The sequence below is a fragment of the Flavobacterium branchiicola genome (assembly GCF_018383905.1).
In the GTDB taxonomy this organism is placed as follows: domain Bacteria; phylum Bacteroidota; class Bacteroidia; order Flavobacteriales; family Flavobacteriaceae; genus Flavobacterium; species Flavobacterium branchiicola.
In genome coordinates, this window is record NZ_JAGYWA010000003.1 from 326,560 (window position 1) to 348,369 (window position 21,810).

General features: G+C 35.9%; 11 protein-coding genes. 7 read left to right on the top strand and 4 right to left on the bottom strand.

Features of this window, described 5'->3' with window-relative positions; translation table 11 throughout:
- Window positions 1–207 precede the first annotated feature (207 nt).
- The 4 genes from ureC to KHA98_RS08450 all read right to left on the bottom strand — a co-directional run bounded on the left by ureC (window position 208) and on the right by KHA98_RS08450 (window position 3,338).
- Window positions 208–1,929 (bottom strand): urease subunit alpha, encoded by a 1,722-nt coding sequence (ureC, locus tag KHA98_RS08435; protein ID WP_213257166.1) that lies wholly within the window; start codon window positions 1,927–1,929, stop codon window positions 208–210.
- Entirely contained in the window at window positions 1,926–2,297 is a 372-nt protein-coding gene (gene ureB / locus KHA98_RS08440; protein ID WP_213257168.1) for an urease subunit beta, read from the bottom strand. The genes ureC and ureB overlap by 4 nt, the downstream gene beginning before the upstream one ends.
- Window positions 2,298–2,308: 11 nt before the next feature.
- Complete coding sequence (gene ureA, locus KHA98_RS08445; RefSeq protein ID WP_213257170.1) at window positions 2,309–2,611, bottom strand: urease subunit gamma; 303 nt, start codon at window positions 2,609–2,611, stop codon at window positions 2,309–2,311.
- A gap of 334 nt (window positions 2,612–2,945) precedes the next feature.
- Entirely contained in the window at window positions 2,946–3,338 is a 393-nt protein-coding gene (locus KHA98_RS08450) for a hypothetical protein (RefSeq protein ID WP_213257172.1), read from the bottom strand.
- A gap of 421 nt (window positions 3,339–3,759) precedes the next feature.
- Between KHA98_RS08450 and KHA98_RS08455 the strand changes: the two genes are divergently transcribed.
- From KHA98_RS08455 to KHA98_RS08485, 7 genes are all read left to right on the top strand, one after another.
- The gene (locus tag KHA98_RS08455) at window positions 3,760–4,962 is read left to right on the top strand and encodes a glycoside hydrolase family 88 protein (protein ID WP_213257174.1); all 1,203 of its coding nucleotides are present in this window, start codon (window positions 3,760–3,762) and stop codon (window positions 4,960–4,962) included.
- Window positions 4,963–5,074: 112 nt separating this feature from the next.
- Window positions 5,075–7,051, top strand: coding sequence for a heparin-sulfate lyase HepC (gene hepC / locus KHA98_RS08460; protein WP_213257176.1), 1,977 nt, complete (start codon window positions 5,075–5,077; stop codon window positions 7,049–7,051).
- A gap of 761 nt (window positions 7,052–7,812) precedes the next feature.
- Window positions 7,813–10,965, top strand: a complete 3,153-nt coding sequence (locus KHA98_RS08465; protein ID WP_246522231.1) for a SusC/RagA family TonB-linked outer membrane protein — start codon at window positions 7,813–7,815, stop codon at window positions 10,963–10,965.
- Between the two features lie 16 nt (window positions 10,966–10,981).
- Window positions 10,982–12,868 (top strand): RagB/SusD family nutrient uptake outer membrane protein, encoded by a 1,887-nt coding sequence (locus KHA98_RS08470; RefSeq protein WP_213257178.1) that lies wholly within the window; start codon window positions 10,982–10,984, stop codon window positions 12,866–12,868.
- Between the two features lie 654 nt (window positions 12,869–13,522).
- Window positions 13,523–14,902, top strand: coding sequence for a sulfatase family protein (locus KHA98_RS08475; protein ID WP_213257180.1), 1,380 nt, complete (start codon window positions 13,523–13,525; stop codon window positions 14,900–14,902).
- 24 nt (window positions 14,903–14,926) lie between these two features.
- Window positions 14,927–17,605: a DUF4962 domain-containing protein gene (locus KHA98_RS08480; protein WP_213257182.1), complete on the top strand. Its 2,679-nt coding sequence runs from the start codon at window positions 14,927–14,929 to the stop codon at window positions 17,603–17,605.
- Window positions 17,606–17,697: 92 nt separating this feature from the next.
- A complete protein-coding gene (locus KHA98_RS08485) occupies window positions 17,698–21,738 on the top strand; it encodes a hybrid sensor histidine kinase/response regulator transcription factor (RefSeq protein ID WP_213257183.1) in 4,041 nt (1,346 codons plus the stop codon).
- The last annotated feature ends 72 nt before the right edge of the window (window positions 21,739–21,810 follow it).

The window sequence follows — 21,810 nt, forward strand, 5'->3', positions numbered from 1 at the left end:
TGGTTATTTTATTCTGAACTCACTGCGACGGAATAAGTTGCCGCAGTGAGAAGAAGAATAGTTATTAATCCGTTGGGCGAAATGAGTTTTAACACATAGAAACATAGCTTTTCTAAACTTTAGAAAAAGGCGTTTCACTAATTTCAACACACATAGCTATGTGATAAAATTAAATTTTATACTATTTTTTCGCCAACAGGTTATTTATTAAAATAGATAGTATAACTGTGCTAAAGGAAGTTTATCTACAGGTTCGCAGGTGATTTTTTCTCCATCAATTGTTACGGTATAATTCTCTGCATTGACCATGATTTCTGGAGTTGCATTGTTGTGAATCATATCTGCTTTACCAATATTTCTACAGTTTGAAACCGCTAATAATTGCTTTTCTAAACCATATTCCTCGGCAATATTATTATCGATACCTGCCTGAGAAACAAAGGTAAACACCGTTTCAGTTAATGCTTTACCATAAGTTCCAAACATATTGCGTAAGATAATTGGCTGTGGTGTTGGAATAGAAGCATTTGCATCCCCCATTTTGCTTGCAGCAATAAAACCTCCTTTTACGATAATTTCTGGCTTTACCCCAAATAAGGCAGGTTTCCAAATTACCAAGTCAGCGATTTTGCCTGCTTCTATTGATCCAACATAATTAGAAATTCCGTGTGCAATTGCAGGGTTAATAGTATATTTAGAAACATATCTCTTTGCACGGAAGTTGTCGTTTTTATTTTCTTCATCTTCTGCCAAATATCCTTTTTGTTTTCTCATTTTATCTGCCGTTTGCCAAGTACGAGTGATTACTTCACCCACACGTCCCATAGCCTGAGAATCTGAACTCATGATACTGAACACTCCCATATCCTGAAGTACATCTTCTGCCGCAATAGTTTCCGGACGTATACGTGAATCGGCAAAAGCAACATCTTCCGGAATTTGCGGACTCAAGTGGTGGCAAACCATTAGCATATCCAAATGTTCATCGATTGTATTTGTAGTATAAGGTCTTGTTGGATTTGTTGAGGCAGGCAATACATTTGGATACATTGCCGCTTTGATAATATCTGGCGCGTGACCACCGCCTGCTCCTTCAGTATGGAAAGTATGAATAACACGACCCGCAATAGCATTCATAGTATCTTCAAGAAATCCTGCTTCGTTAAGCGTGTCGGTGTGAATGGCTACTTGTACATCGTATTTATCAGCCACTTTTAAAGAAGCGTCTATCACGGCAGGAGTTGCTCCCCAGTCTTCATGGATTTTCACTCCTAATGCTCCAGCTTCAATTTGTTCTTCAATTGGAGCTTCTGAAGCTACATTTCCTTTTCCGAAGAAACCAACATTTACAGGAAATGCTTCTGCAGCCTGCAACATTCTTTTAATGTTGTGTTTTCCCGGTGTAACGGTTGTCGCATTTGTCCCGTCTGCAGGACCAGTTCCGCCACCAATCATAGTGGTAATACCGCTATATAAAGCTGTTTCTATTTGAGTAGGGCTGATAAAATGAATGTGAGTATCAATTCCTCCGGCTGTAACAATATATCCATGACCGCCATGAACTTCTGTCGAAGCTCCAATAATCATATTTGGCGTGATATTGTCCATAGTATCAGGATTTCCAGCTCTTCCAACACCAACGATCTTTCCGTCTTTGATACCAATATCTCCTTTTACAATTCCCCAGTGGTCAATAACTGTCGCACCAGTGATCACAAAATCAAGAACACCTCCGTCACGTAAAGCATTTGAAGACTGGCACATACCGTCTCTAACCGTTTTTCCTCCACCAAACTTGGCTTCATCTCCGTAAGAGCAAAAATCTTTTTCGATTTCTATAATAAGATCTGTATCTCCTAAACGTATTTGATCTCCTACAGTTGGACCAAAAATACTTGTATAATTTTTTCTAGTTACTTCTAAACTCATGATTTCACATTTTTAAATTTCCCTTCTTCTAAGCGTTCTAATGCAAGAGCTTTATTGTGCGGAGATAAATCTCCATCTACTAAATTGTTGTGCCCATAAAGATGTTGTGTTCCGCCAAATTGAGTCAATTCTACTTCTTTTTCTTCTCCTGGTTCAAATCTCACTGCTGTACTGGCAATAATATTCAATCGCATTCCGAATGCTTTTTCTCTGTCAAAAGACATCATTCTGTTCACCTCAAAAAAGTGAAAATGTGAACCTACTTGGATTGGTCTATCTCCGGTATTGGTAACTTTTATCTTTAACGTTTCACGGCTATCATTACAAATAATAGCACTATCTTTTAAAATAATTTCTCCTGGAATCATAGTTGCTTTTCTTATCGCACAGGGTTGTGCACGGTTACTAATTTGGTTCCATCAGGAAATGTAGCTTCAATCTGGATATCATGAATCATTTCCGGAACCCCTTCCATCACATCTTCTCTGCGAAGAAGCGTTGCGCCATATTGCATTAATTCGGCAACGGTCTTACCGTCTCGTGCACATTCCATAAGCTCACTGCTTATAAGGGCAATGGTTTCAGGATAGTTTAATTTTAAGCCACGGGCTTTTCTCTTTTGAGCTAGTTCGCCTGCTGTATGCAGCATAAGCTTCTCAATTTCTCTAGGTGTTAAATGCATAATATTTTTTTTAGTTAAAAAATAACGTGTAGCATAGAAAACGGCATAACTGATCTGTTTTAGATCGATTATGGTTTTTCAGATGTAATAAAAAATGGTTTGAAAGTCAAGGCAATACTTGCCCTTTCCAAATAGAAATCTACCTGGATAAAATGGTGCATTTTATAGAAAGACCTGCACCGGTCTTATATACTGCAAAATAGAGTACTTAATAGATCGTAAGTGTATTTTCACTTTCTATTAAAATAGGAACACAATTATTCACTCAAAATGAAAAAATACATTTTTATCCTGAATACAATGCGTCAAACTTCAATTAAGCAGTTTTAAGAAATTAAAGATGGATTTTTAAACTGTGAAATAGGATATTTCTTGACATGTTTCGAAAAGGAGGTATATTTCGTTCTAATACTCCTTGATTGTTCAGTTTTATACTTTCTGTGCAAACAAAACAAATGTCTTTTGAGTTTTTGCTATTTAAATGAAGTGGAGATACAGGCAAAGAAGTACTGCATTTCTCCGTTTCAGAAGTATTCTCTAATAAGATAAATTTTAACTGACTAGACTCTAAAAGCGTTGTTTCATATTTAGCTTTTCCCTCAGTTAATGTCCCCTGAACTGATTCAGTTGCCACATGACTATTTATTCTTTTTACAATAGAATTGCTATAACTATTTGGGATAGTTAAGAGGCAGATTTGTAAAAATAAAATATAAGCTAATTTCATCGGGAAGATTTCAATTACTAGAGGATTGTTCCTTTATACTTGCAAATTTAATGGGGTTGAAACAGGATTGATTAGCACAAATCTTGACTTTTCTTTTCCAAATTTATAAATAATGGAAGTTTAACACGATTTTTTCATCCGCAAGGATTTATCACATTATAAGATGTTCTTAAATACTTTAATTCTATTGTCTGAGAATATCAATTATTGAAACATACTTGATAACATTCATTAAGAAAAACCATCTCTGCTCTTGTTATAAAATTGTCACACATCATATATATTCTTATATTCAATTTAATAAGCAATTAGACAAATTCAAAACATTTAAATCAAAAACTGAAACACGATTTTCGTAGTCTCTTATAATTTCGCTTTAAAGATATTCAACAAAACCGAGTATCAATAAACCGATTACACTATGAAAAAAACCTTCAATCTAATTCTGGCACTTTCATTTACCACATTAAGTTCTTTTGCAAAACCAATACAAGATGATCCTTCTCCTCTTTGGTTTAAAAAAGCTACTGAGGTAATTCATTTTCAATTAAACAAAGCCGCACTAACGTACAAACCCGGAAAAAATCCCCGATCTGTTAATCCCGACGGCACAGTAAGACTTGCAGGAATAACCGACTGGACAACGGGTTTTTTTCCGGGAAGTTTATGGTACGGATATGAACTTACAGGTGATAAAGCCTTAGAAGAAGAAGCTAAGAAATTCACACTTGCTTTAGATTCCATCAGAAATATCAAAAACACACATGACGTTGGTTTTATGTTGTATTGCTCTTACGGAAATGCGTACAGAATTACAGGTGACAAAATCTATCTTCCGGCATTGGCAGACGGTGCCGCAAATCTTTATGCTCGTTTTAGCCCAACAGTAGGAACCATCCGTTCCTGGGATTTTCCTTGGTTGCATTATCCCGTAATTATAGACAATATGATGAATCTGGAGTATTTGTACTGGAGCGCTAAACAGTTTGATAAACCAGACTATGCAAAAGCTGCCGATACACATGCTACAACTACGATGAAAAATCATTTTAGAAAAGATTACAGCTCGTACCATTTAGTAGATTATGATCCAAAAACGGGAAAAGTAATAAAGAAAGGAACGCATCAAGGTGTTACAGACGAATCTTCTTGGGCGCGTGGACAAGCTTGGGGATTGTATGGGTATACGATGTGTTATGCAAACAGTAAAAATCCGAAATTTTTACAACAGGCAGAAAATATCGCCTCTTTTATCATGAATCATCCAAGAATGCCTAAAGATAAAGTTCCTGTTTGGGATTTTGACGTTCACAATGCATTAGATACCGCAGAAACTGCTCCAAGAGATGCTTCGGCCGCGGCAGTTATCGCTTCTGCCCTGTTAGATTTAAGCACTCAGATAAAAGATGGAAAAAAATATGCAGCTTACGCCGAAGAAATACTAAAATCACTTTCTTCTGATGCTTATTTGGCTAAAGCTGGAGAAAATCATTACTTTTTACTGAAACACAGCGTTGGGGCTTTTCTTTATAATTCAGAAATAGACACGCCACTTGATTATGCAGATTACTATTATCTCGAGGCATTAAAGAGATATGCGACGATTAAAAAAATTGAAATCTAAACGCAACCAACAAAATAAAAATATAGAAAGCTATCTTTGGTATTATAATATCAACCAGATAGCTTTTTAATTATAACTGCAAATTATCTAACACACTTAATTAAAAACCTAAATGAAAAGTTTAAAGAAAACCATCGCTGCATGCTTTCTCCTTTTGGTTTCGTTTTTTGGCACTGCACAAGAAACGCCCATAAAAAAAGAAAGTTTTGCTATTATAAACCTAAATTATAAAGGTTTAGAAAAAGTAAATAGCTCTTTTAATGCCGCCAAATACGATGATGCAGCAAAAGAATTACTCTCTTATTATCGCGCTAGAAAAACTATTAAACATCCCGATTTTAATGCTGGTGATGAAAATCGCTTTCGCGGAAAAGAAATCGGAAAAGCAAATCAGGAAAAAGCAGATAATGCTTTAGTGCATAAATTTCAGCCACAAAAAGGATACGGTTTTTATGATTACGGACAAGACATTAACTGGGAATATTGGCCAGTAAAAGACAACGAAGTCCGCTGGCAATTGCACAGAGTTACGTGGTGGCTTCCAATGGGAATGGCGTATCGCAGTTCTGGAGACGAAAAATACGCCAAAGAATGGATTGCCCAATTTCGCGATTGGGAGAAAAAGAATTTTCTTGGAAGTTCTAAAGAAAACGATTCTTTTGCCTGGCGTCCGTTAGAAGTATCAGATCGTGTGCAAAGCCTACCGCCAACCTTCAATTTATTTGTAAACTCGCCCAACTTTACACCTGCTTTTTTAATGGAGTTTTTAAACTCTTATAATAAACAAGCCGCTTATATTCCAGAACATTATAGTAAAGAAGGAAATCATTTATTGTTTGAAGCACAACGTATTTTGGGAGCTGGAGCATTTTTTCCAGAATTGAAACAGGCTGAAGCATGGCGCAAAAGCGGAATCGAAATCCTAAATCGCGAAATAAAACTTCAAGTGCTTCCTGACGGCATTCAGTGGGAACTTTCTCCTGTTTACCATGTTGCTTGTATTGATATTTTCTTGAAAGCTTATAATTCGGCTAAAATGGCTGGCGTAGAAAAAGAATTTCCCGCTACGTACGCGCAAACCATCGAAAAAATGATTTTAGCTTCGGCAAGTATGATGTTTCCTAACTACAACAATCCGATGTTTGGCGATTCTTGGCAGGTTGAAAAAGAAAGCAGATTAAAACAATATAAAATATGGTCTAAAGTATTTCCTGAAAATGCCCAAATTAAATATTTTGCAACCGACGGCGCAGAAGGAAAGTTACCCGATTATCTGTCTAATGCATTGCCAAATGGCGGATTTTATACTTTTAGAAATGGTTGGAAGGATAAAGCAACCGTAATGATTGTAAAAGCCGGACCGCCAGCAGAGTTTCACGCGCAGCCAGACAACGGAACTTTTGAACTTTGGATTAAAGGCCGAAACTTTACTCCAGATACAGGCTGTTACATTTATAGCGGAGACGAAGAAGTTACTAAAAAAAGAAATTGGTATCGTCAGACCAAAGTACACAGTACGCTAACTTTAGACGATCAGAATATGGTGATTACCAAAGCAGATCAGAACAAGTGGCAAACAGGCAAAAACTTGGATATTTTAACGTATACCAACCCAAGTTATGCCAATTTAAACCATCAGCGAAGTGTTTTGTTTATTGATAATACCTATTTTTTAATAATAGATAAAGCTATCGGAAATGCCACGGGAAAACTAGGCGTTCATTTTCAATTAAAAGAAGACAGCAAGCCTGTTTTCGACAAAACAAACAACAAAGTGTACACAGCTTATGAAGACGGAAATAATCTTTTAATTCAATCTTTAAATACAGATAAAATTGCGCTAAACGAAGAAACGGGTAAAGTCTCTTACGCTTACGCGAAAGAAATAGCTAGACCAGCATTTGTTTTCGAAAAAGCCAAAAACGATACAAAAACAGAACAGTTCATTAGCATTCTTTATCCTTTCGCAGACAAAGCACCAGAAATTAAAATCCAGCCGAATAAGGACAATGATTTCGAGAAAGGAATTATCAGTTTAACAATTCTAATTGATGGCAAGAAAAGCGAAATTAAAACTCGTTTAAATTAAGCATTTATACTTCTTCAAAGCGTCTAAAAGTAAAATTTTAGACGCTTTTTTTATTGGTTTAAAGCTTTTTCTTGATAATTTAAAAGTGAGATCCTAAATCAATATAGCCCAAGGTTTCAACCTTGGGTACACAAAGAGAAGCGATTATCGTTGCGTACCAAGGTTTCAACCGGCTATGTTTTTATATGTTAAAGCAAATATTTTTAATTTCACCCAACAGGTTAATAAGATTAATCTGAAACTCTTTTTACAAACGTAAATCTCATATTCAAATTAAAGTCTTTAAAGATCATTTTACGTAACATTTTATTTCATTTGTCCTAACCTATAATTTTTACGCAAACGATATAGAGATTGACTGTAATTAGTAGCTTTGCGTCGAAAATTAATACTTCAAATTACAGCTAAAATCAACTTACACCCTGATTTTAAAGGCTTTTAAATATTGTATTAATCAAATTCAATAGTATTTTGGACGCATTCAAAACTGTCATGGAAGCCCGATTTCTATATTTGTTTCAATTAAAAATCAGAAAACATGACCAATACAAAAAACATGACCAGATTATTAGATAAAATATATCTGTTTACCAAACGTAAAATTCCCCTGCCCCTTTTCTCAAGTTAATTAATTGTTATAATTTTCTCCACAGCATCGATACAAACATTCAGTGGCGATTTATTAAACAAAACCAAAACCAACTTAAAATACTATCAACAGGAATTTGATTTAATGCTTATTCCTCTTTTAAAGCAAAATTATGAAAAGGATTATATTTTTATTCTTACTGCTAACCACATGTAAGATGATGTATGGGCAGGATAAAATCACTGTAACAGGTAAAGTAACCGATGCTCAAAATCTGCCAATGCCGGGAGCTACTGTTACCGAAAAAGGAACTAAAAATGCTACGGTAACTTCTATGGACGGAGATTATCAGATTAAGGTAAATGCAAATGCCATACTTGTGTATTCTTTTATTGGAACAAAATCTAAAGAAGAGCAAGTTAAAAATAGAACGCAAATCAATACCAAATTGATTGACGATGCAAATAATTTAGATGAAGTTGTAGTTGTAGGTTATGGCACAAAAGCCAGAAAAGATCTTACGGGAGCTATTTCTTCTGTAAAAGGTCAGGAACTTGCCAAAGTTCCCGTGCAAAACGTAGCGCAGGCATTACAAGGACGTATTGCAGGTATGCAAGTAACGATGTCTGACGGAACTCCTGGTTCTGAACCTTCTTTAAAAATTAGAGGCGGAACTTCTATCACGCAAAGCAACGAACCGTTGTATGTGGTCGACGGAGTTGCACAAACGGGAGGATTAGGCTTTTTGGACACTATGGATATTGAATCTATGGATGTTTTAAAAGATGCCGCATCGACTTCTATTTATGGTGCTCAGGGTGCTAATGGAGTAATTTTGGTAACCACTAAAAAAGCGAAAGGTGGCAAACTAAGCATTAGCTACGATACTTATGGCGGTATTAAAACAATTGCCAAAGAACTTGAGGTCATGAATCCTTATGATTATACTAAATTAATTTATGAAGCTGCAACAGACGATACCAGAATGCAAAAGTTTGTAAACGCTTACGGTACTTATGATGAATTGGAAGGACTTTATAAAAACAGAAAAGGAATCAACTGGCAAGATGAAGTTTTTGGGAATGCTGTTGTAAATCAATACCATAAAATAAGCATTAGCGGAGGCGAAAACGATACAAAATACAATGCGTTTTATTCTATAAATGATGATGAAGGAATTATGCTTGGAACGGGTTCTGTAAAAAATATCGTAAAACTGAATGTAATCAACAATATCAGTAAAAAATTCTCTGTAAACGCCATTGTAAATTATTCGAATCAGAAAATTACTGGACTTTCTACTTCTGATGGAGGAAATGCCAGATTGAGCATGCTTCAGAATTTATTGCAATACCGACCAACAATTGGAAAAAATGGATCTGATGAAGATCTTAAAACTTTAGAAGTTGATCCTTTAGATAATCAGGATTCTCCAACATTCCAAAGTCCGCTTATTACAATTGACAGCCAAAAAAGAGAAGCTATAAACAGAGCAATCAATATGAGCTTGCAGTTGCAATACAATATTACACCAAACTTAATTTACCGCGGACTGGTAAGTTATACAGACACCAGCAATAAAAGCAAGTTTTTCAACGATTCTCGAGGCATTCAAGCCATTAGATCAGGTGGTGCAAATGGTGGTGTAACGCATAATATTGGCACTCGTTTAAACTACAACAACGTATTAACTTATACGAATACTTTCAACAAAATTCATAAACTAGACGCTACTTTGGGTCAGGAATACATTTACAATTATAACGAAGGGGTAACTGCAACAGCATCGGCTTTTCCGAATGTAAACTTGAGCTGGGATAAATTACAGTTGGGAACCATTGCCGGAATTCCGACCACTTTTGCAGAAGACGATAAATTGCTTTCTTTCTTCGGAAAAGCCAATTATTCATTCAAAAACAGGTATTTATTTGCTGCCAGTTTAAGAGCTGATGGTTCTTCTAAATTTGGAACCGAAAACCAATGGGGTTATTTCCCATCTGCCTCTTTTGCATGGAGAATTATCGAAGAAAATTTCATGCAAAAACTTCCTGCGTTTTCAGACTTAAAACTTCGTTTGAGTTATGGTGAAGCAGGAAACAACAGAATTGCCAATTATGCTGCTTTGGGTATTTTTAATTCAGGATCTTATCCGTTAAACAACCAAACGGTTATTACAGCTTTTCAAAATAACCTTCCAAATCCGTTCCTAAAGTGGGAAGCTACAAAATCGACCAATATTGGTTTTGATTTAGGATTTTTTAAACAAAGAATCTCCTTAACAACAGAATTGTACGAGAATAAATCTAAAGACTTGCTTTACAATACAAGAGTTCCTGCAAGTTCTGGTTTCAAAAAACAGTTTCAGAATATTGGAGCAACTTCTAACCGTGGTTTAGAATTTACATTGAATACCATCAACATTAAAAATGACAATTTTATCTGGAACACTACTTTTAATATTGCTTTTAATAAAACAAAAGTATTAGCCTTAAGCGAAGGAGAAACTTCGTTGCTTACCAATAGTTATACCGATAAAAACGACTACATTCTTCAAGTTGGAAAACCTGTTGGAACGATGTACGGTTATGTAAGCGACGGTTTATATCAGGTAAGCGATTTTGATTATAATGCCACAACAAAAGTATACACGCTAAAATCTGGCGTTCCTAGTGATAATATCGTGGTTCAGCCTGGTTTTATCAAATTCAAAGACATTAATGGGCCTGACGGAAAACCTGATGGTGTAATCAACGATTTGGACAGAACTATTATCGGAAATGCAAACCCAAAATATACGGGTGGTCTTAATAATACTTTTAGCTACAAAGGAATTGATTTGAGTGTTTTCTTAGATTTTACTGTAGGCAACGATATTTACAATGCCAATGTATTAAACAATTCGAGATTAAACTTAGATAACTTAAACACTTTTGCGATTTACGCAGACAGATGGACTACTATAAATGCGGCAGGACAACGTGTAACCGATCCTGATGAACTAGCGGCTCTAAATGTTGGTAAAAAGTATGCAGCTTTTAATGGTAATACAACAGGACGTTTGTACAGCGATATTATAGAAGACGGTTCGTTTTTAAGAATCAACAACATAAGCCTTGGTTATACTTTACCAAAAGAATGGTTGCAAAAATCTAAAATTTCAAACCTAAGAATTTATTTCACAGCTTATAATTTATATGTATTTACCAAATATTCAGGTTACGATCCAGAAGTAAATGTGCTGAATAATGCGATTACAAGAGGAGTAGATTTTAGCGCTTATCCTAGAAGCAAATCTTTTGTTACAGGATTAAATATTTCATTATAATTTAAAGTTTAGAAAAATGAAACACAATATATTTTCACGCAAAGCAATTGTTTTAGCAGGGATTACCTGTCTCCTATTGCCACTTAATTCTTGTGATAAAGATTTAGAAGTTACACCCTATTCTTACTTTACAACAGCCAATTTTTTCTCTGATGTAAATGAAGCCAACATGGCAACATTGGGCGTTTACGAAGCCATGTCGTCTATGGACAGTTATGGCTGGAATATTTCTTTGATTTTTGATGCCGATACCGATATTGAACAAATGAGCGGAATTGGTGCCGATGATTGGCGTACTATTGCACATTATCAGGGAATTTCTCAAACCAATACTTTTTATGCGGCTTGGAGCAAACTGTATGAAGGAATTGACAGAGCCAATGTCGTGATAGAAAGAATTCCGCAAATGGACTTGTTCACTAACGGAACCGAAACTCAAAAACAGCAATTAAACCGCTTTCTAGGAGAAGCCAAATTCCTTCGCGGATTTTACTATTCAGAACTGGTGCGTTTATGGGGAGATGTTCCGTTCAAAACAAAAAGTTCACAATCGGGAGACAAACTTAGCGGTGCTTTGGTAGATCGTCAGGAAATTTATACTCAGATTATAAAAGACATGCAGGAAGCTGCTTTACTATTGCCAGAATCGCTTCCAACAGACGAGCGCATTAATAAGTGGGGCGCAAAATCGATGTTGGCAAGAGTTGCGCTATTTGCAGGAGGATTTTCATTAGGTGCAGACGGAGTTATAAAACGTCCTGCCAATTATAAAGACTATTATAAAATTGCACAAAAGGAAATCAACGATGTTATGGCGCAAAATCCATACAAATTGAATCCTTCTTATTCTAAAGTGTTTAAAAACCAATGCCAGCATGTTTTAGAACCTACCGAAAATATATTTCAAGTAGCATTTTACAATCCAGCTGGAAATATTGGCAATGCCTCATGGATTGGTAATTTTAACGGGCCTACAACTGCAAATGGCGTTTACCCTTCAAACATTGCGAGATGTTTAGTTCCGAAACCATTTTATAGCAGTTTTAATGCCGCAGACCAAAGAAGAGATTTCTCGATTGCAACTTATCAGATCAATAATCTTGGGAATAAAGTAGCGCTTCTAACAACCAATCAGGATGAAAGATGGACGGTTTCAAAATGGAGCAGAGAATTTATGACTAATGCAACAGCAGAAAGAGTTTATACACACGTAAATTGGGTCATTATGCGTTATTCGGACTTGCTTTTAATGCGTGCCGAAGTTGAAAACGAATTAAACGAAGGACCAAATGCATTGGCTTACGAAGCTGTAAACCAAGTTCGCAAAAGAGCTTTTGGAGGCGATATTCAAGGAAGCAGAATTGCCATCGATATAAAAACCAAAGGAACTGGATATACAAACGCTGCCAATGTACTTATTCAAATTACAGGCGGTGGCGGAACCGATGCGTCAGCGGCAGTAATTAATCTTGCCAGCGGAGGAGTGAATACTATCGGCATGCTTCGTTCTGGGGACGGCTATACTTCTGTTCCAACAGTAACGATTACAAGCACCGACGGAAAAGGTTCTGGAGCAACAGCAACAGCGAGATTATTGCCAAAACCAACAGCAGCAGAAATGAATCTGCCAACGGGACTTGATAAAGTAGCATTCTTAAAAGCTTTACAGCAAGAAAGAGCTTGGGAACTTTCTTTTGAAGGAATGCGAAGAGCAGATTTAATAAGATGGGGAATTCTAGCTGATAAATTGGCAGAAACTAGTGCGGCCGTAAAACAAATACGTCCAACTTACTTTTATCCTTCAATCACCAATTTTGTAACAGGAAAACATGAGTTATATCCATTCCCGCAAAATGAAACTGACGTAAATAAAAGTATCACACGCCAAAATCCGAAGTACTAAATATCTATAAAAGACCTGTTGGGTGAAATGTAACCAGATTTAATTTTAACACATAGAAACAATAGCTTTTCTTGTCCATAAAAAAGTCGTTTCACTTTTTTAAATAAACATAACCCATTGGATGCAATTAAAATAGTATAAATTTTGACGCGGATTAGACAGATTCGTTATCACGAAAACGCGGATAAAAACGGATTTGTATAAAGAGTTTTTTTTTTAAAAATCCGATTTTGTCCGCGTTTTTACGAAGTAAATCCGTTTTATCCGCGTGCTATTTTATTCAAGGGAGCATTTTTAAATGTAATTTCACCCAACGGGTTAAACATAGCTTAGCTATGTGTGAAAACTAGTTTTTTCTTTAACCTTTTTATTTAAAACTAAAATCTATTATTTCTATGTGTTAAAATTAAATCTGGTTACATTTCACACAACGAGGTTATAAAATCTAATTGCTAAGTGCTTACTAACTATTTAGAAACCGTTCTTTTTTGGAAGTTAATGCAGGACTTAGGTTCTGCATTAACTATTTTAAGAATGAAAAAATATTATTTTAGATAAAACCAATAGTCTTTTAAACAAATTCAAAAGTCAAAAAGAATAAGGATAAGTACTTTCGTTTTAATAAAATCAAGAATACGCTATTTAAAAATAGATATGATATTTAAAAAAAACATATTCGTTTGGTGCCTTTTCGGAATTCTACATATTCCGTTATCAAATCATGCCCAAAATACTGATCGCCCGAATATTCTAATTATTATGACCGATCAGCAGACCGCTGATGCCATGAGCAATGCCGGAAACACAAATCTGCATACGCCGGCAATGGACAAACTGGCTCAAAACGGCGTTCGATTTACTAAGGCTTATTGCGCACAACCTTTGTGCTCACCCTCACGTTCGGCAATAATGAGCGGAAAAATGCCCTATGAAACTGGTTTTATCGGAAATGCTCCAGAAAAAGACGGACAATGGCCTGATGATTTACTCATGATGGGAAAAATTTTCCAAAACGGAGGATACAAAACAGGTTACGTTGGAAAATGGCATTTACCCGTTCCAACTTCCAAAAAAAGTCAGCACGGTTTTGAATATATCGAAAATACTAATTTTCAGGATTACAACGATGCTGCAACACCTTCCTTTTGTGCTAGATTTATAAAAGAAAATAAAAATACGCCATTTCTATTAGTCGCTTCATTCTTAAATCCGCATGACATTTGCGAATGGGCGCGCGGAGAAGATTTAAAGATGGATGTTTTAGAAAGCGCTCCGCCTGCAGATCAATGTCCACCTTTGCCTGCCAATTGGAAAATTCCAGAGCACGAACCCAAGATTGTTCGCGATCAGCAAAAAGTAAGCTTTAGAACGTATCCAACCGTAAACTGGACACCCGATCAATGGCGTCAATACCGTTGGGCTTATAATCGTTTAATTGAAAAAGTAGATGGTTATATCGAAATGGTTTTGGCTTCGCTAAAAAAATACGGCATCGAAAAAAATACCATTATCGTTTTTACTGCCGATCATGGCGACGGTTATGCCGGACACAGCTGGAACCAGAAGCAGATTTTATATGAAGAATCGGCAAAAATTCCGTTTATTATTTCAAAAATTGGACAATGGAAACCTACTACAGATGAAATGCTGGTTTGCAACGGAACAGATCTAATTCCGACAATCTGCGGTTTTACAGGAGTTTCAAAACCACCTTATTTAAAAGGCATTGATTTGAGCAAAAAAATAGAGAATCCCGCGCTAAAACTTCGCGACACTTTGGTTATCGAAACCGATTTTGCCGACAATGAAGAACTCTTAAACATAAGCGGACGTGCTGTTATTACTCAAAACTTAAAATATATTGTTTACAACAAAGGCGATTTAAAAGAACAGCTTTTCAATCTATCAACCGACCCAAGTGAAATTACCAATCTAGCCGTAAATAAAACGTATAAAAAAGAACTTCTCGCCATGCGCCGTTATTTAAAACAATGGTGCAAAAAGAACGGCGATTCTTTTCAATCTGGATTATAAAATCATTCAACACAAAAAATGATGATGAAAAAAATATATACAGTATCGTTAATTTTAACTGTCTTTTCTGTTTTCAGTCAGAAACAAGAGGCTGTTATCAAATTAACCGCTGAAAAATTACATTCAAGAGTGCGCGAATGGCCTTATCCCGTCAACGGAATAACGGTTCCTACCAACGCTCCTGCCCTTCTTTGGCCTGGAACAAATGGCAAAGAAATGGTTAAACCAATGGAAAGCGGCAGTGAAATTGCCGAAGATCCAAATATTGGAAACGTGCGTTACAAAGTGATGTTGGCCAGCGATAAAAACTTTACTAAAGATCTAATTGCCAGCAACGAACAACGTTGGGCGGTTTATCCTCTACATCAGGCTTTAAAATCTGGAAAATGGTATTGGAAATATGCTTATGCCTTAAAAAACAGCAATCAATGGACTTGGTCGCCAACTTACGATTTTGTTATTGATTCGAAATATAAAAACCAAAAAGTTTCTCCGCCTGTGAGCGAAGTTTTAAAACGAAATGAAGGCGCACACCCTATTTTATGGGATATGCGAACTATTGGCGAAGATTTTTATAAAAATAATCTAGATAATCCAGAGGCCAAAAAGTTTATCGCTTTCGCGGAAAAATTAATGCTGGCTCCTCTTCCAACCGAGAAACCGCAACGCGTTATTGATACGACAGGAAAAAATTCTTTAGAAAAAAAGATTATTGTTGAAAGAATGTATCATGGTTTTGGTGATGCCGTTGGCAATCCTGTTCGTAATTTATGCATTGCCTATCAATTGACTAAAGACAAGCGTTTTATTTTAGACGCTAAACGAAGAGCTTTAAACATTGCCAACATGAACCCAAACGGATTGGCAACGGGTGATGATTTTACAAGCGGTGCTGTTCTCGAAGCTTTAGGCTGGTTTTACGATGCGGGATATGATTTTTTATCTCCTGAGGAAAAAGAACTTTTTAAAAACATAATAAAACTTAGAGCCAAAAGAGTTTACGATCATTTGCCAAACCGTTTCGAATTGCATGTAAGCGATAATCACGTTTGGCAAATTACAATGCGAAACCTTGCTATTGCAACCGTTGCCGTTATTAACGATGTTCCCGAAGCAAAAGAATGGCTTACGTATATGTATGAAGTCTGGTCGGCACGTTTTCCGGTTTTAGGCACAACAGACGGCGGATGGCATGAAGGAAACGGCTATTTCAGAGTTAATTTTAAATCGATTATTTATCTGTCTCAGATGTTTGGCGATTTTAGCGGTGTCGATTATTTCAAATTGCCATGGATGCAAAATCTGCCGTATTATATGTTGTACACACATCCGAACAAATCGGCTAGCACTGCCATTGGCGACATGTGGGAAAATATTCCATACATCGTAAAAGGCGAAGCTTGGTTTGCAGATGCACTAACTTATAAAATAGACAATCCGTACTTAAATTGGTACGTTGACGGAATCAAAAGAGATTATCCTAACTATTATCACGGCACAGATGATTTTCTTCTTTTCAGGCTTTTAAATTTCAAACCAAACCGAAATTTACCTGTTTCGTCTCCAACAGATTTACCCAAAACACGCAAATTTGCAGATGTTGGTGTAGTTGCCATGCACGAAGATTTGGCAAATGCCGACAAAACGTTAAGCAGTTATTTGTTCAGCAGTCCGTTTGGTTCTTCTGGGCATGGTCACGCTTCACAAAATGCGTTCACTATCAATTACAAAGGAAAAGTGATTTTTGGCGGAACGGGTTATTACAGCAACTTTAGCGACAAGCATAATCTCTTATATTACCGATCTTCAAAAGCCTATAATACTATTCTAGCCGACAGTTTAAACCAAAAAATTGGTGAAGAAGGTTACGGCTGGATTCCGAGAGCAATTTCAGGAAAACATATTCAATATGCTTTGGGTGATGCCAGCAATGCATATGGCGAAATAAAAAGTGAATTTTGGCTCAATAGATTTGAACAAATTAAAGTAGTTCCAAGCAAAGAAAATGGCTACGGCGAATCTGGAGTCACTTTATACAGAAGACATATGCTGCAATTGGAAGGCGGATACATTGTTTTGTATGATGAACTGGAAGCCAAAACTCCTGTAAAATGGACAACCCAATTTCATTGCCCTTATTATACCATTGAAGGTCAAAACGCAGCAAATTCTAACCAACAGCAATTTATGGTAAAAACCGATTTAGGAAATGTTAGCACAAATGTTTATGCTGAAAGTCCGTTGAAAATGGCTGTTCATGATACATTCTTTGAAGCTGCTGTCAATTGGAATAAAGTCACAAACGACGAAGGCCAAATTAAAGATTTTAAAAATCAATGGCATGCCGGAATCACATCAGAACCAAAACAAAAATTTCGCTTTCTGACCATTATTCAAATCAAAGATGGCAAAACAGAAGTCATTAAAACTGTTTCAAATAAAGATGGTTTAACCAATTTACAAGTCGGAAACTGGACTATTAAAGTACAATTAAACAGCGAAAAAACAGCTGCGCTTCAAATTACGGGAAATAGCGTAAAATCAATGTTTAGTTATGGAAATCTTCCTATTCAATTTGAAGGAAAAAAATATACTCCAAAAATTGCAGGAAGTTCGATACTCTTAGAAACGTACAACTCTAAAGTAAACCAACAAGAAGTTGTAGACGAGTTGCCGGATGTAGCCAAATACGATAAAAATTAAAAAATAAAGTGTTTTCTTTTTGTTTAAATTAGAGCTTTAAGTTCGCTTAAAACAAAAAGAAAACCAAACAACAAATTATAATTCAAACCTTTATGAAGAAAACGATTGTCCTTTTTACGTTTTTCTACATCACTCTTTTTGCAACAAAAAGTTATGCGCAGGTGCAAGATCGCTATTTCCGAACGATTTCGGTAGATAAAGGCTTGTCACAAAGTTCTGTTTTTGCCATTAAACAAGATACTTTGGGTTTTATCTGGATTGGAACGCAAGACGGATTAAATCGGTATGACAGTAAAGGTTTTAAAGTCTACAGACCCATTAAAGACGCTAAAAACAGTCTGCAATCGTATTACATTCGAAGTCTTTTTACCGACCATAAAGGACAATTATGGGTTGGCGGAAATCAAGGCATTAGCGTTTACAATTACAATACAGACAGTTTTACCAATTATCCGCTTCCGCGAAATATTGGCGAATGGTATATTTCTTCTATTACAGAAGATTCTCAACATCGCGTTTGGGCTTCTTCGATTGCTGGCGATGTTTTTGTGCTTTCTCCAAATGAGAAAAATTTTATCCAAATAAAGTTTAATGCTTCTTCGCATGAAATCAAAAAAATCGCTTATATCGGCGTTTGGCAGCAACAGATTTTATTGGGGACAGATGTTGGACTTTTCAAATTAAATTCAAAATCGCATCAGCTTTCCAAAATTAATCTGAATTCAAAAAAACCATATATCAATGATGTTTTTATTGAAGGTAAAAAATTATGGATTGCTACAGAAGGTGAAGGCGTAATACAATATGATGCCCAAAACGGACAACTTACTTCTCTCCTACACAATTCTGGCAACAACAGCATAGCCGATAATAATATTCGATGCATCAATAAAGATACCGAAGGAAACTTGTGGTTTGGCACTTTTAAAGGGCTGAGCATCTTTAATCCCAAAAACAATTCGTTCAGCAATTATTCACATCAAATAGCGCAGCCGTATACCATCAGTCAGAATTCGGTGCGTTGTATTTTTAGAGACAAACAAAACGGAATCTGGTTAGGAACCTATTACGGCGGTCTGAACTATTATCATAAAAACGATATTAAGTTTAATCTTTTAAGCCAGAACTCAGGCAAACCATCTTTAAATGACGAAGTAATTGGCGTTATCAAACAAGATCCAAAAGGTAATTTCTGGATTGGCAGCAACGATAAAGGACTCAATTATTGGAATAAAAATGCCAACACGATCAGTTATTTTTCTAATAATGAAAACAATCCGAATAGTTTAAGTTCGAATAACATTAAAGCCATTGAATTTGACGGAAACGGAAATGTTTTAGTCGGCACACACAACGGCGGATTGAATGTTTTAAATCCGAATACGGGTTCGGCACAGCGCTTTCGCCACGACGAAAACAATCCGAATAGTATTGCGGGCAATTTGGTATATAGTATTTTAAAAGATTCTAAAGGCCGAATCTGGGTCGGAACCAGATCTGGACTGGATCAATTTCATCCTGAAACCAAAACCTTTACTCATATTCATTTGGATAAAGCGGGAAAAAGGCCAACATCAGATGATATTACATTTTTATTCGAAGACAGCAAAAAACGAATCTGGATTGGAACTACAAACGGCGTAACGCTTTTTTATCCTGAAACACAATTGTTTGGCAACATCGGTCACGGAAAATTAAGCGATGATATTGTAAACTGCATTACCGAAGATCAAAAACACCGCATTTGGATTGGCACGCGTGAAGGTTTACGATTGTATGATGAAGCACAGGAGTCTTTTATCAGTTTTAAAGCCAGAAAAGATTTCTTTAAAGAAACCATTTACGGAATTATTCCCGACGAGGACAACTTGTGGATTTCTACCAACACAGGATTAATCAAATTTAATCCAGACAAAGGTTCTGTTCAGACTTTTGATGAAAGCGACGGTTTACAAAATAAACAGTTTAATGATTATTCTTTTTGCAAAGCCAAAGACGGAATGCTGCTTTTTGGTGGCATAAAAGGTGTTTCTTATTTCTACCCGTCAATGATTAAACAGAGTCCGCTTCCTTTAAAATTAAGTTTTACAGCTTTGGAAGTTTTAAATAAAACCGTTGCCGTAGACGATGAAACCGATATTTTAGAACAACATATTGATCAGGTTAAGGAACTGGAAATTGGTCCGGAATACAAACAGTTCAGTATCTTTTTTAATACGTTTAATTATATTTCTTCGAACAGAACTTACTATTTCTATAAATTGGAAGGTATTGACAAAGAATGGCAAAGAACCGATGACTTAAAGGTAAGCTATAGCAATTTATCTGCAGGAAAATACAATTTTCAAATTAAAGCTGTTGGGCCAAATGGCGAGATGAGCGCAGTACGAAGTTTAGCTATTATAATTCTTCCGCCTTGGTATAAAACGATCTGGTTTTCACTGTTATTGCTAGCTATTATTGGTACAGCAGCTTATATCGGTTTTAAAATTATTAAAGAAAGAATACAAGCCGTTCAGCAGTTAAAATTGGAGCGAATTGAGAAAGAAAGAGTAAGCTACATTAACCAGATAAAAATGGATTTCTTTACTAATGTATCACATGAATTGAGAACGCCTTTAACTTTGATATTAGCGCCCTTAGAAGAATTAATAAAAATGCCTTTTGCTGATAAAATCACTAAAAAGAAACACGAATTAATGTTTATTAATGCCAAACGACTTTACAATCTGGTGGATCAGTTATTTGAGTTTCGAAAAACCGAAATGGGAACACGCCCATTAAAAGTTGGCAAAAGTGATATTGTCCGTTTTACGCAGGAAATTTTCGAATCGTTTAAACCGCTTTCAGAAAAAAACAACATTCATTATACATTTCATTCAGCAGAACCTCAGCTTGTATTTTATTTTGATAAAGATGCGATGGAAAAAATCTTGTTTAACTTGCTTTCAAATGCCTTTAAATATACCAAAGAAGGACAAAGCATTCACGTTGAATTATTGAAGAAAAATGACACGGTACAAATAAAAGTCGCTGACACGGGGGTTGGAATCAGTAATGAAAATTTATCAAAAGTATTTGATCGTTTTTATCAGGTAAACAACCGAGAAATGAATTTGGGCTCTGGTGTTGGATTGGCTTTTACAAAACGTCTGGTAGAATTACATCATGGCGAAATTAGTGCTGAAAGTGCCGAAGAACAAGGAAGTACCTTTACCGTTGCGATTCCGATTCTAGATGTGGTTTATAAAAATGATCCGCAGATTGAAGAATCATTATACGATTTGTCTATTGTTACCGATAATGAATTGGAGAATGAAATTGAAATTGAAGAAGAAAATGAAATAATCGACAGCAATCAGCCAATCAAATTGCTTATTGTTGATGACAACAAAGAAATTCTGGACTATTTGCAGGATTATTTCAGTAAAACTTATGATGTAACAGTGGCTTTTAATGGACAAATGGCATTAGATTTATTAGAAATTAATCCTTTTGATTTAATTATCAGCGATGTCATGATGCCCGAATTGGATGGCTTGCACTTCTGTAAACGCGTTAAACAGAACATCAATACCTCGCATATTCCGCTTATGCTTCTAACGGCACGAAACGAAACAAGCCAACAGATTAAAGGTCTTGAAATGGGTGCCGATGATTATATTACAAAACCATTTTCGACACCGTTATTAGCCGCAAAAATTACCAATTTACTACGTTCGCGTAAGCGTTTAAAAGAATATTATTCTGTTGGAAAAGAAATGGTTCCCGAAAATATTGCTTTTAATACTTTGGATGAAGAATTTTTAAAAGAAGCCATTCGCATTGTCGAAGATCATTTGGCAGATTCTGAGTTTACTGTGGATCATTTCAGTCGTGAAATCGGAATGAGCCGTTCTAATCTTTACATTAAACTGAAAGCAATTACAGGCGAATCTGCAATGGATTTTATAAAGAGAATCCGTTTCAAGAAAGCTGTCGAATTAATGCAGAGCAAGCGTTATACGATCGCGCAAATTACGTATATGTGCGGTTTTAACTCGCCTTCTTATTTCTCGACCGCCTTTAAACAACATTACGGATGCATGCCAAGCGAATATTTGGCTCGATTGGAAAATACAAAAGAAAACTAACTACAACATAACTATTTTACTAATGCAAAAAACATTCTCTTCTTCTTAACTTTTTAAAATCAATTTTTAAGA